Raw genomic sequence first — 11,965 nt, 5'->3', positions numbered from 1 at the left:
TGCAAACGCCGCTTAGCGGCTTTCGGGCTTGCCGTCGGCGCGCGCGTCGTGCTTGCGGTTCACCGCGCGATAGCCGATGTCGCGGCGATACTGCATGCCGTCGAAGGCGATCTGGTTGATCGTTTCGTAGGCGGCCGCCTGCGCGGTGCGCACCGAATCCGCGAGACCGACGACGCACAGCACGCGGCCGCCCGAGGTGGTCAGCTTGCCGTCGGCGAGCGTGGTGCCGGCGTGGAACGTGACCGAATCCGCGGTTTCGGCGGGAATGCCGTTGATGCGGTCGCCTTTGCGGGGCGTATCCGGATAGTTGTGCGCGGCGAGCACGACGCCGAGCGCGGTGCGGCGGTCCCATTCGAGCTCGACCGTATCGAGCGTGCCGGCGATCGCCTGTTCGACCACCTTCGAGTAGTCGCCCTTCAGACGCGCCATGATCGGCTGCGTTTCGGGGTCGCCCATGCGGCAGTTGAATTCGAGCGTCTTCGGGTTGCCTTGCGCGTCGATCATCAGGCCCGCGTACAGGAAACCGGTGTAGCGGATGCCTTCCTTCTCCATGCCGCGCACGGTCGGCAGAATGATTTCGCGCATCACGCGCGCATGCAGTTGCGGCGTGACGATCGGCGCGGGCGAGTAGGCGCCCATGCCGCCCGTGTTCGGGCCCTGGTCGCCGTCGAGCAGACGCTTGTGGTCCTGGCTCGACGCGAGCGGCAGGACGTGCTTGCCGTCCACCATCACGATGAAGCTCGCTTCCTCGCCGGCGAGGAATTCCTCGATCACGACGCGCGCGCCGGCATCGCCGAGCTTGTTGTCCGACAGCATCATGTCGACCGCGGTATGCGCCTCTTCGAGCGTCATCGCGACCACCACGCCCTTGCCGGCGGCGAGGCCATCGGCCTTGATGACGATCGGCGCGCCCTTCGCATCGAGGTAGGCATGCGCGGCGGCGACGTCGGCGAAGGTTTCATATTCGGCGGTCGGAATGCCGTGGCGCTTCATGAACGCCTTTGCAAAGTCCTTCGAGCTTTCGAGCTGTGCGGCTTCCTTGGTCGGCCCGAAAATCTTCAGGCCGCGCGCACGGAACAGGTTGACGATGCCGGCCGCGAGCGGTGCTTCCGGCCCGACCAGCGTGAAGGCGATCTGCTCCTGCTCGACGAAATCCGCGAGCGCGGCCGGCTCGGTGATGTCGAGGTTGCGCAGCCGCTCGTCCTGAGCGGTGCCGCCGTTGCCCGGCGCGACGTAGACGAGCTGGACCCGCGGCGATTGCGCGAGCTTCCATGCGAGCGCATGTTCGCGACCGCCGGAACCGACGACGAGTAACTTCATGTGAATCCCCGAGACTTGAAAACCATAAACGGCCGGGCGACAGGCCCAGCCGTGCAATGAACCCTCGACAGCGGGCTGCGTGCCGGCTGTCCGTTTAGCCTTCGCGCGCCCGAAGGCGCTGCGCGCGGCGAAACGTGTGACGCAACAAAACGTGCGGCGAAGCGCGTGGGCGACGTGTGCCCCGACTCAAGGATCGTTCGACGAATGGTGCGACGAAACGGCCGGCGCGCGGCGGCCGGTAACGGGCCGCCTGCATGATGCTGCGCGCGACGCGTGGCCGGCACGCGCTTATTCGTCGGCGATCGATGCGTTTGTATAGACTTCCTGCACGTCGTCCAGATTTTCCAGCGCGTCGAGCAGCTTCTGCATTTTCACGGCGTCGTCGCCGGTGAATTCGACTTCCGTTTGCGGCTTCATGGTGACTTCGGCCAGTTCGGCCTTGAAGCCCGCCGCCTCGAGCGCCGTCTTCACCTTCGAAAAATCGTTCGGCGGGCACAGCACTTCGATGCTGCCGTCCTCGTTCGTGACGACGTCGTCGGCGCCGGCTTCGAGCGCGGCTTCCATCAGCGTGTCCTCGGCCGTGCCGGGGGCGAACAGGAACTGGCCGAGGTGATCGAACATGAACGACACCGAGCCGTCCGTGCCCATGTTGCCGCCGTTCTTCGAGAACGCGTGACGCACTTCCGCGACCGTGCGCGTGCGGTTGTCGGTCATCGTGTCGACGATCACCGCCGCGCCGCCGATGCCGTAGCCTTCGTAGCGGATTTCCTCGTAGTTCGCGCCGTCCGCGCCGCCGACACCGCGCTGGATCGCGCGGTTGATGTTGTCCTTCGGCATGTTGGCGTCGTACGCCTTGTCGACTGCGAGCCGCAGACGCGGGTTCGAGTCGATCTCGCCACCGCCGAGGCGCGCTGCTACCTGGATTTCCTTGATGAGCCGCGTCCAGACCTTGCCGCGCTTGGCATCGGCCGCTGCTTTCTTATGCTTGATGTTGGCCCATTTCGAATGACCCGCCATACTTTTCTCCGTCGCGCGCGCCAGCAGGGCGCACGCATAGTGCAATTGTCGTTGCGATGTCGGGCGCTTCGCTGATCGCGCCTCGATGTCAAACCGTCCGCCAGCCACGCTGCCGGCGTTAAAGCGGATAACCGGGTTGTCGGGCCGGGCGCCTGACCGGCCGATCACCCGATCACCGCAGCTCGGCCGTGGCTTTAATGCCCGCGCCGCGACTGAAGCCCGCGTGAGGCGTCTTCAGTCTGCTTGTCCCGTGTATCTCCGCTCGTGGCCGCCTGCGCCCCGGCTTGCCGCTTTACCCTCGTGCTGTTGCCTTTGCGCGCGCTGGTTCGCCGTGACCTTGAATCCGGGCCTGGCTGGCCCATACAAGCGGGGCGCAGTCCGGCGGCGCGGTTGGGGCGGGCGGATGACGTGCGGCCAATGCGGTGAAACCCGATACGGCACAACCCGAAGCCGCGCGACCCGGACAGACGTCGCGTGACTCCACAAGGCGGCGCGATGCGCCAGTCGGTGCGACAGGCCGAAGCAGCCGTGGCGCAGTTACAGCAGCGCAGTGACAGCCGTTGTGCCGGCGAGGTTGCAGGTCAAGCCGTGCGTCGAGCGGATTCGAATTTTATCACGCCGCGACGGCGCGGCAGAGGGAGCCGTAGCGCGAAACCGCGTGGCGATGCAATGAAAATGAAGCGCAAACGCAATGCAGCTGAAATGAACGCACAGTCCGAAGGGCCGCCGCATGCGTTGCGCCGATGAGGCGGGCACGGCCCGAGCCGGCCCGCCCCGCGCGTCAGTTCTTGGTGCCGAACAGCCGGTCGCCCGCGTCGCCGAGACCCGGCACGATGTACGCGTGCTCGTTCAGATGCGAGTCGAGCGACGCGACGAACAGCTTCACGTCCGGATGCGCGTCCTGGAACACCTGCACGCCTTCGGGCGCGGCGACGAGCGCGAGGAACAGGATGTTCTCGCCGGACACGTTGCGGCGCTTGAGCACGTCGACCGCGTGCACGGCCGAGTAGCCGGTCGCGACCATCGGGTCGCACAGGATGAACACGCGGTCCTCGAGGTCCGGCAGCCGCACGAGGTATTCGACCGGGCGATGGTCGTCGGCGCGGTATACGCCGATGTGGCCCACGCGGGCCGACGGCACCAGTTCGAGCAGGCCGTCCGACATGCCGACGCCCGCGCGCAGCACCGGCACGATCGCGAGCTTCTTGCCGGCGATCACCGGCGCGTCGATTTCCATCAGCGGCGTGTTGATGCGGCGCGTGGTCATCGGCAGATTGCGGGTGATCTCGTAGCCCATCAGCAGCGTGATCTCGCGCAGCAGTTCGCGGAACGTGCGCGTCGAGGTGTCCCGGTCGCGCATGTGCGACAGCTTGTGCTGGATCAGCGGGTGATCGAGGATGAAAAGATTGGGAAAACGGCTGTCCTGGGTCATGGGGGGCACACGCGGCGGCAAGAGGGATCGGTTCGGCGCGCGCTTTCGTCTGTTTAGTCCGTTTCGTCCGCACGCTCGGCAAGCGGAATAGGGACGGGCGGATGGGGGACGGGCGCGCCACGCCGCAAGTTTACCGAAAGAGTGCCGCCCGACGATACCGGAGATTGCAGCGAGCCGGCACAGTCGGGCACCGATTCTTCTAGAATCGGGGAAACTTCGCCATGCCCGCGCGTTTCGCGCCGGCTTCACGCCACGAGGACACACAGATGGATATGGGAATCGCAGGACGTACCGCGCTCGTTTGCGCGGCCAGCAAGGGGTTGGGGCGCGGCTGCGCCGAAGCGCTCGCCGCCGAGGGCGTCAATCTGACGATCGTCGCGCGCACGGCCGAAACGCTCGAAGCGACCGCGGCCGAAATCCGCAAGCAGAGCGGCGTCGAGGTCAGGACGGTCGCGTGCGACATCACCACGCCGGAAGGCCGCGCCGCCGCGCTCGCCGCCTGTCCGCAGCCGGACATCCTCGTCAACAACGCGGGCGGGCCGCCGCCGGGCGACTTCCGCAATTTCACGCACGACGACTGGATTCGCGCGCTCGAAGCCAACATGCTCACGCCGATCGAGCTGATCCGTCAGACCGTCGACACGATGAGCGCGCGCGGCTTCGGGCGCATCGTCAATATCACGAGCTCGGCGGTGAAGGCGCCGATCGACGTGCTGGGCCTGTCGAACGGCGCGCGCTCGGGGCTGACCGGCTTCGTCGCGGGACTCGCGCGCAAGGTCGCGCCGACCGGCGTGACGATCAACAATCTGCTGCCGGGCATCTTCGACACGGACCGCATCGCGGTCACGTTCGATGCGCAGGCGAAGGCGCAGAACATTTCCGTCGACGAGGCGCGCAAGCAGCGCATGAAGACGATTCCGGCCGGGCGCTTCGGCAACCGCGACGAGTTCGGCCGCGCGTGCGCGTTCCTGTGCAGCGTGCACGGCGGGTTCATCACCGGGCAGAACTGGCTGATCGATGGCGGCGCTTATCCGGGGACTTATTGAGCAGGTACGTAGCCGGTACATAGCAGGTACGTACTGGGCGGCCTGTACCTGGCGGGTATTCGCCGAACAGGTGCATATCGGGCCAGTGCCGGCCAGGCCAGGCGCGGCGCGTACGCCATACTGGCGTGCCGTCGTACCGGGCAGGCACGCACCACGGCAGGTTCACGCGGAGCCGGGCATCGTCGCCGGGCCCGTGCGGCATCATCGGCAACATCGGCAACATCGGCGGCAACGATACATAACGACAGTGACCCCTAACGGTTTGAGGAGCTTTACGTCATGACCACCCGCATTGCGCTGATCGCGCACGATCACAAGAAGGACGACATCGTCAAACTGGCCGGCGAATACGTCGATACGCTCGCGCACTGCGAGATCGTCGCGACCGGCACGACCGGCGGGCGCATCAGCGACGCGCACGGCCTCAAGGTCGAGCGCATGCTGTCCGGCCCGCACGGCGGCGACCTGCAGATCGGCGCGCAACTGGCCGAAGGACGCGTGGACATGGTGATCTTCCTGCGCGATCCGATGACGCCGCAACCGCACGAGCCCGACATCAACGCGCTCGTGCGCGCTTGCGACGTGCACAACATTCCGTGCGCGACGAACATCTCGACCGCGCGCATGGTGCTCGACGTACTGGCGTTGCGGATGAAGGGCCAGGCCTGACGGCGCGGGCGCGGCGGGCGCCTGGCGCTCGCGGAACAAGCGCTGCGCGCCACGCGCAAGCCGCACGCGCGACGCGACAATCCAGAATCCAGATCAAGGAGACATGATGGCCAAGGCAATCCGATTCGATAAAACCGGCGGCCCCGAAGTGATGAAATGGGTCGACGTGGAAGTGGGTGAGCCCGGCGCGGGCGAGATCCGCATCCGTCAGACGGCGGTCGGTCTCAACTATATCGACGTGTATTTCCGCACCGGCCTGTATCCGCTGCCGCTGCCGGGCGGCCTCGGTATGGAGGCGGCCGGCGAGATCAGCGCGGTAGGCTCGGGCGTCGGCGGCCTGAAGGTGGGCGATCGCGTCGCCTACGTCGCGCGGCCGCCCGGCGCGTATGCGCAGGAGCGCGTGCTGCCGGCCGCGCAGGTCGTCAGGCTGCCCGCTGCGGTGAGCGACGAGCAGGCCGCCTCGGTGATGCTGCAAGGGCTAACCGCGCAGTATCTGCTGCGCCGCACGTATCGGGTCAAGGCCGGCGACACGATCCTGATCCAGGCCGCGGCCGGCGGCGTTGGCCTGCTCGTGTGCCAGTGGGCGAAGGCGCTCGGCGCGACCGTGATCGGCACGGTCGGCTCCGACGAGAAAGCCGAGATTGCCAAGGCGCACGGCTGCGATCACGCGATCGTCTACACGCGCGAGAACTTCACGAAGCGCGTGCGCGAGATCACCAACGGCGCGGGCGTGCCGGTCGTGTACGACTCGATCGGCAAGGACACCTTCGAGAAGTCGCTCGACTGCCTCGCGCCGCTCGGATTTTTCGTGAGCTTCGGCAATGCGTCGGGTCCGCTGCCGCCGATCGATTCGTCGGAATTCGCCGGACGCGGCTCGCTGTTCTTTACGCGTCCGACGCTCTTTACCCATATCGCCAAACGCGCCGATTACGAGGCGATGTCGGCGGAACTGTTCGACGTGCTCGTGTCGGGCAAAGTCAAGACCAGCATCAATCAGCGCTATGCGTTGCCGGAAGTCGGGCAGGCGCATGCCGATCTCGAAGGCCGCCGCACGACGGGGTCGACGATTCTGCTGCCGTAAGGGCGAAAGGCGAACGCGGAAGTAAACGGCGAAACAAGCGCTGAAACAAGCGCCAAACCCAACCCAAAGACGAAGGCGGCGAATCGCGCCGCCCACACACTGCCTCGTTTCACCTCGCCTGACTGAGGGCCGCTCCGTCGCAAGACCGGGCGGCCCTTTTGCGTTTACACGATTTTTACGCGTATCCCCGCATCTTTGACCAGGCCTTTAGACGGATCGGCATACCGTTGCATCCATCCGGAATCCGTCAATGGAGAACAAAAATGGATGTGCTGTATGTCGGGGGGCTCGTGCTGTTCGCCGTGCTGACCTTCGGATTGATCGACGGCTGCGAGAAGCTCGCGCAGTTCCGCCGCGGACAGGGAGCGCGCTCATGACCTGGATGCTCTGGCTGGCCGGCGCGTCGACCGCGCTGCTGTTCGCGTATCTCGTGTATGCGCTGCTGCGCGCGGAGGACATCGAATGAACGCGAACAATGTCCTGCAGGCGAGCCTTTTTATCGTCGTGCTGCTGGCTGCCGCGGTGCCGGTGGCGAGCTATATCGGCGCGGTGATGGACGGCAGTTCGCGCGTGGTGCGCCTCGGCGCGCCGCTCGAACGGCTGCTTTACCGTATCGCGGGTGTCGATGCGTCACGGGAGATGGGCTGGAAGCATTACGCGATCGCGACGATCGCGTTCAACGTGCTCGGCGCACTGTTCCTGTACGTGCTGTTGCGCGTACAGGGCGGGTTGCCTGGCAATCCGCAGCAATTCGGCGCGATGTCGGTCGACAGCGCCTTCAACACGGCCGTCAGCTTCGTGACCAACACGAACTGGCAGGACTACACGCCCGAGCAGAGCGTCGGCTATCTGACGCAGATGCTCGGCCTGACCGTGCAGAACTTCCTGTCGGCGGCGACCGCCATCGTCGTCGTGATGGCGCTGATTCGCGGTTTCGCGCGCCATACCGCGCAGACCATCGGCAACTTCTGGGTCGACGTCACGCGCGTGACGCTGTACGTGCTGCTGCCGATGGCGGCGCTCGTCGCGGCCTTGCTGATGAGCCAGGGCGTGATCCAGAACTTCAAGGCGTATCAGGACGTGCCGACGCTGCAAACCACCACCTACGCCGCGCCGAAGCTCGACGCGCAAGGCAATCCGGTGAAGGACGCGAAGGGCAATCCGGTCACGGTCGACACGCCCGTGAAGACGCAGACCCTCGCGATGGGCCCGGTCGCCTCGCAGGAAGCGATCAAGATGCTCGGCACCAACGGCGGCGGTTTCTTCAACGCCAATTCGGCGCACCCGTACGAAAACCCGACGCCGTTCTCGAACTTCGTGCAGATCTTCTCGATCCTCATCATCCCGGCCGCGCTCACGCTCGTGTTCGGCCGTGCGATCGGCGACCGCAGGCAGGGCGTGGCCGTGCTCGCGGCAATGACGATCGCGTTCGGCGTCTGCGTGTTCGGCGAAATGAGCGCGGAGCAGCGCGGCAATCCGGCCTTTGCGGCGCTGCATGTCGATCAGTCGGCCAGCGCGCTGCAAGCGGGCGGCAACGCCGAGGGCAAGGAAACGCGCTTCGGCATCGCGCAGTCGGGCATCTTCACGGTCGCGACCACGGCGGCGTCGTGCGGCGCGGTCGTCAATACGCACGACTCGCTGACGCCGATCGGCGGCCTCTACCCGATGCTGCTGATGCAGCTCGGCGAGGTGATCTTCGGCGGCGTCGGCTCCGGCATGTACGGCATGCTCGTGTTCGCGCTGCTCGCGGTGTTCGTCGCGGGTCTGATGATCGGCCGTACTCCTGAATACGTCGGCAAGAAGATCGAGGCGTACGAGATGAAGATGGTGTCGATCGTCGTGCTGCTCACGCCGCTGCTCGTGCTGGTGGGCACCTCGATCGCGGTGCTCAGCGACGCGGGCCGCGCCGGCATCGCGAACCCGGGCGCGCACGGCTTCTCCGAAATCCTCTACGCGTTCAGCTCGGCCGCGAACAACAACGGCAGCGCGTTCGCGGGCTTGTCGGTGAATACGCCGTTCTACAACTGGCTCACCGCGATTGCGATGTGGTTCGGCCGCTTCGGCACGATCGTGCCGGTGCTCGCGATTGCCGGCTCGCTCGCCGCGAAGAAGCGCATCGGCGTGACGGGCGGCACGCTGCCGACGCATGGGCCGCTCTTCGTCGTGCTGCTGCTCGGCACCGTGCTGCTGGTCGGCGCGCTGACCTACGTGCCGGCGCTCGCGCTCGGCCCCGGCGTCGAGCATCTGATGATGGGCGCGCAGTGAGGCGGCGCAGGCAAACCCGCAACTGAACAGCTCAAAAGCGCGCGCCGGCGGCAGCGGGTTGCAGGACCCAGGCAAGACCCGGGCGAGCCCCGGCCCGCGCAACGCGATATTCGAGGATTCAATGACTGAACATAACGCTACGAAGTCCATGTTCGATCCGGTGCTGTTGCGCCCGGCGATCGTGGACTCCTTCAAGAAGCTCACGCCGCGCACGCAGTTCCGCAACCCGGTGATGTTCTGCGTGTACGTCGGCAGCATGCTGACCACGATACTGTGGATCGCCGCGCTCGGCGGCCAGGCCGAGGCGCCCGCGGGCTTCATTCTCGCGGTCTCGTTGTGGCTGTGGTTCACGGTGCTGTTCGCGAACTTCGCGGAAGCGCTCGCCGAGGGCCGCTCGAAGGCCCAGGCCGCGTCGCTGCGCAGCGCGAAGAAAGACGTGGTGGCCAAGAAGCTCAACGAGCCGCATCCGAAGTCGCCGATCCGCATCATGACCGCGTCCGATCTGCGGCGCGGCGACGTCGTGCTGGTCGAGACCGGCGACGTGATTCCGGCCGACGGCGAAGTGATCGAGGGCGTCGCGTCGGTCGACGAGTCGGCGATCACGGGCGAATCGGCGCCGGTGATCCGCGAGTCGGGCGGCGACTTTTCCTCGGTGACGGGCGGCACGCGCGTGCTGTCCGACTGGATCGTCGTGCGCGTCACGGCGAATCCGGGCGAGGCGTTTCTCGACCGCATGATCGCGATGGTCGAAGGGGCGAAGCGGCAGAAAACGCCGAACGAAATCGCGCTGACGATTCTGCTCGTCGCGCTGACGATCGTGATGCTGCTCGCCACCGCGACGCTGCTGCCGTTCTCGATCTTTTCCGTCGAGGTGGCGAAAGCGGGCCACGTCGTCACGATCACCGCGCTCGTCGCGCTGCTCGTGTGCCTGATTCCGACCACGATCGGCGGGCTGTTGTCGGCGATCGGCGTGGCCGGCATGAGCCGCATGATGCAGGCGAACGTGATCGCGACCTCGGGCCGCGCCGTCGAAGCGGCCGGCGACGTCGACGTGCTGCTGCTCGACAAGACCGGCACGATCACGCTCGGCAATCGCCAGGCCTCGCAGTTTCTGCCTGCGCCGGGTCTGACCGAGGAAGCGCTCGCCGACGCAGCGCAACTGGCCTCGCTCGCGGACGAAACGCCGGAAGGCCGCAGCATCGTCGTGCTCGCGAAGCAGCGCTTCAATATCCGGCAGCGCGATATGGGCTCGCTGCATGCGGTGTTTCTCGCGTTCAGCGCGCAGACGCGCATGAGCGGCGTCGATCTCTCCCCCGAGGGGACGCCGCCGGGGGCGCATGGCCGCGAAATCCGCAAGGGCGCGGCCGATGCGCTCAAGCACTACGTCGAAGCGAACGGCGGGCGTTTCCCGAACGAAGTCGACCATGCGGTCGCGGACGTGGCGCGCCGCGGCAGCACGCCGCTCGTGGTCGCCGAGAAGGGCGAGCAGGGCGCGCGCGTGCTCGGCGTGATCGAGCTGAAGGACGTCGTGAAGGGCGGCATCAAGGAGCGCTTCGCCGAGCTGCGCAAGATGGGCATCAAGACCGTGATGGTGACGGGCGACAACCGCCTGACCGCCGCCGCGATCGCGGCCGAAGCCGGGGTCGACGACTTCCTTGCCGAAGCGACGCCCGAAACGAAGCTCGCGACGATCCGCGCGCACCAGGCCGAAGGGCGGCTCGTCGCGATGACCGGCGACGGCACCAACGACGCGCCCGCGCTCGCCCAGGCCGACGTCGCGGTGGCGATGAACAGCGGCACGCAGGCCGCGAAAGAGGCCGGCAACATGGTCGATCTCGATTCGAACCCGACCAAGCTGATCGAGATCGTCGAGATCGGCAAGCAGATGCTGATGACGCGCGGCTCGCTGACCACGTTCTCGATCGCCAACGACGTCGCCAAGTACTTCGCGATCATTCCGGCCGCGTTCGCCTCGACGTATCCGGCGCTGAACGCGCTGAACGTGATGCATCTGGCGACGCCGGCCTCGGCCATCATGTCGGCGGTGATCTTCAACGCGCTCATCATCGTGCTGCTGATTCCGCTCGCGCTCAAGGGTGTGCGCTATCGCGCGCTAGGCGCGGCGATCCTGTTGCGCCGCAATCTGCTGGTCTATGGCCTCGGCGGAATCATCGTGCCGTTCATCGGCATCAAGCTGATCGACATGGTGCTCGCCGCGCTCGGCTGGGTTTGAACATGCGGCGCGCCGGCTACGAAGCGCCGCTGTGCCGGCGTACTGAAGTGACGAAAAGGGAAAGAGACACATCATGAAAAATCTGTTCCGTCCGTTGATCGTGATCTTCGCGGTATTGACCGTGATTACCGGACTCGCTTATCCCGCCGTGATGACCGCGATCGGTCAGGCGGCGTTTCACGACCAGGCCAACGGCAGCCTGATCGAGCGCAACGGCAAGCTGGTCGGCTCGCAACTGATCGGCCAGCAGTTCGATGCGCCGCAGTACTTCTGGGGCCGCCTGTCGGCGACCACGCCGATGCCGTACAACGCGCAGAATTCGGGCGGCTCGAACCTCGGGCCGAACAATCCGGCGCTGCTCGACGAGATCAAGGGCCGGCTCGATGCCTTGAAGGCAGCGGGCACCGATCTGTCGAAGCCGGTGCCGGTCGATCTGGTGACTTCGTCGGGCAGCGGGCTCGATCCCGAGATCAGCCCGGCCGCGGCCGCGTATCAGGTCGCGCGGGTGGCGCAGGCGCGGCACCTCGCGGCGAGTGACGTGCAGGCGCTCGTCGCGCGCTATACGACGGGCCGCCAGTTCGGCATGCTCGGTGAGCCGCGCGTGAATGTGCTGAAGCTTAATCTCGCGCTCGACGAGATGCAGCACGGTTGAGCGCGGGCCATTGCGTAACGGGCAGAAGTGGGAAGAAGCTGGCAGAGGCCGGCAAAGCCGACGGAAGCGGCGGTAAGATGCGGCCGCAAAGTCGGGCCACAAAGTCATGCCGCAGAGCAAACCGTGCCTCGTCGCGCGACGAGGCACGTTGCCGTTGCGGTTCAACCGAAAGGGCGGCGCTCGCGTGGTGCCGCGCTGTTATTTGCGGGCCGGCGCGGGCCGTGCCACCATGCAGAAAGCGCCGCTCGCG

General features: G+C 66.4%; 11 protein-coding genes. 8 read left to right on the top strand and 3 right to left on the bottom strand.

The window, feature by feature from the left end; all coding sequences use genetic code 11:
• Positions 1–12: 12 nt before the first annotated feature.
• The 3 genes from purD to upp all read right to left on the bottom strand — a co-directional run bounded on the left by purD (position 13) and on the right by upp (position 3,769).
• Positions 13–1,320, bottom strand: a complete 1,308-nt coding sequence (gene purD / locus G3N58_RS14970) for a phosphoribosylamine--glycine ligase (RefSeq protein WP_167047859.1) — start codon at positions 1,318–1,320, stop codon at positions 13–15.
• A 288-nt stretch (positions 1,321–1,608) separates the two neighbouring features.
• The gene (locus G3N58_RS14965; protein WP_167283350.1) at positions 1,609–2,337 is read right to left on the bottom strand and encodes a YebC/PmpR family DNA-binding transcriptional regulator; all 729 of its coding nucleotides are present in this window, start codon (positions 2,335–2,337) and stop codon (positions 1,609–1,611) included.
• 781 nt (positions 2,338–3,118) lie between these two features.
• Positions 3,119–3,769: a uracil phosphoribosyltransferase gene (gene upp / locus G3N58_RS14960; protein ID WP_167047853.1), complete on the bottom strand. Its 651-nt coding sequence runs from the start codon at positions 3,767–3,769 to the stop codon at positions 3,119–3,121.
• Positions 3,770–4,035: 266 nt separating this feature from the next.
• On the opposite strand from upp, the gene G3N58_RS14955 reads away from it, so the two are divergent.
• The 8 genes from G3N58_RS14955 to kdpC all read left to right on the top strand — a co-directional run bounded on the left by G3N58_RS14955 (position 4,036) and on the right by kdpC (position 11,715).
• Positions 4,036–4,815 carry an SDR family oxidoreductase gene (locus G3N58_RS14955; protein WP_167047850.1) on the top strand — a complete coding sequence of 260 codons (780 nt, stop codon included), beginning with the start codon at positions 4,036–4,038 and terminating at the stop codon, positions 4,813–4,815.
• A gap of 279 nt (positions 4,816–5,094) precedes the next feature.
• Positions 5,095–5,484: a methylglyoxal synthase gene (locus G3N58_RS14950; RefSeq protein WP_167047847.1), complete on the top strand. Its 390-nt coding sequence runs from the start codon at positions 5,095–5,097 to the stop codon at positions 5,482–5,484.
• Between the two features lie 106 nt (positions 5,485–5,590).
• A complete protein-coding gene (locus G3N58_RS14945) occupies positions 5,591–6,565 on the top strand; it encodes a quinone oxidoreductase (protein ID WP_205988786.1) in 975 nt (324 codons plus the stop codon).
• A gap of 263 nt (positions 6,566–6,828) precedes the next feature.
• Positions 6,829–6,942 (top strand): potassium ABC transporter ATPase, encoded by a 114-nt coding sequence (locus tag G3N58_RS14940; RefSeq protein ID WP_167047844.1) that lies wholly within the window; start codon positions 6,829–6,831, stop codon positions 6,940–6,942.
• A complete protein-coding gene (gene kdpF / locus G3N58_RS14935; protein ID WP_017331558.1) occupies positions 6,939–7,031 on the top strand; it encodes a K(+)-transporting ATPase subunit F in 93 nt (30 codons plus the stop codon). Before G3N58_RS14940 ends, kdpF begins: the two co-directional genes overlap by 4 nt.
• Positions 7,028–8,830 (top strand): potassium-transporting ATPase subunit KdpA, encoded by a 1,803-nt coding sequence (gene kdpA, locus G3N58_RS14930; protein WP_205999491.1) that lies wholly within the window; start codon positions 7,028–7,030, stop codon positions 8,828–8,830. Before kdpF ends, kdpA begins: the two co-directional genes overlap by 4 nt.
• A gap of 121 nt (positions 8,831–8,951) precedes the next feature.
• Positions 8,952–11,063, top strand: a complete 2,112-nt coding sequence (gene kdpB / locus G3N58_RS14925) for a potassium-transporting ATPase subunit KdpB (protein ID WP_167047838.1) — start codon at positions 8,952–8,954, stop codon at positions 11,061–11,063.
• Between the two features lie 73 nt (positions 11,064–11,136).
• Entirely contained in the window at positions 11,137–11,715 is a 579-nt protein-coding gene (gene kdpC, locus G3N58_RS14920) for a potassium-transporting ATPase subunit KdpC (protein ID WP_205999490.1), read from the top strand.
• The last annotated feature ends 250 nt before the right edge of the window (positions 11,716–11,965 follow it).

This window comes from Paraburkholderia sp. Ac-20342, from assembly GCF_017104985.1.
Classification (GTDB): Bacteria; Pseudomonadota; Gammaproteobacteria; order Burkholderiales; family Burkholderiaceae; genus Paraburkholderia.
Note: the sequence above shows the minus strand (reverse complement) of the source record. Positions and strands in the feature narration are given on the sequence as shown.

Coding starts and splice junctions, on each gene's coding strand:
- purD (WP_167047859.1), bottom strand. CDS start 1,320: ATGAAGTTACTCGTCGTCGGTTCCGGCGGTCGCGAACATGCGCTCGCA.
- G3N58_RS14965 (WP_167283350.1), bottom strand. CDS start 2,337: ATGGCGGGTCATTCGAAATGGGCCAACATCAAGCATAAGAAAGCAGCG.
- upp (WP_167047853.1), bottom strand. CDS start 3,769: ATGACCCAGGACAGCCGTTTTCCCAATCTTTTCATCCTCGATCACCCG.
- G3N58_RS14955 (WP_167047850.1), top strand. CDS start 4,036: ATGGATATGGGAATCGCAGGACGTACCGCGCTCGTTTGCGCGGCCAGC.
- G3N58_RS14950 (WP_167047847.1), top strand. CDS start 5,095: ATGACCACCCGCATTGCGCTGATCGCGCACGATCACAAGAAGGACGAC.
- G3N58_RS14945 (WP_205988786.1), top strand. CDS start 5,591: ATGGCCAAGGCAATCCGATTCGATAAAACCGGCGGCCCCGAAGTGATG.
- G3N58_RS14940 (WP_167047844.1), top strand. CDS start 6,829: ATGGATGTGCTGTATGTCGGGGGGCTCGTGCTGTTCGCCGTGCTGACC.
- kdpF (WP_017331558.1), top strand. CDS start 6,939: ATGACCTGGATGCTCTGGCTGGCCGGCGCGTCGACCGCGCTGCTGTTC.
- kdpA (WP_205999491.1), top strand. CDS start 7,028: ATGAACGCGAACAATGTCCTGCAGGCGAGCCTTTTTATCGTCGTGCTG.
- kdpB (WP_167047838.1), top strand. CDS start 8,952: ATGACTGAACATAACGCTACGAAGTCCATGTTCGATCCGGTGCTGTTG.
- kdpC (WP_205999490.1), top strand. CDS start 11,137: ATGAAAAATCTGTTCCGTCCGTTGATCGTGATCTTCGCGGTATTGACC.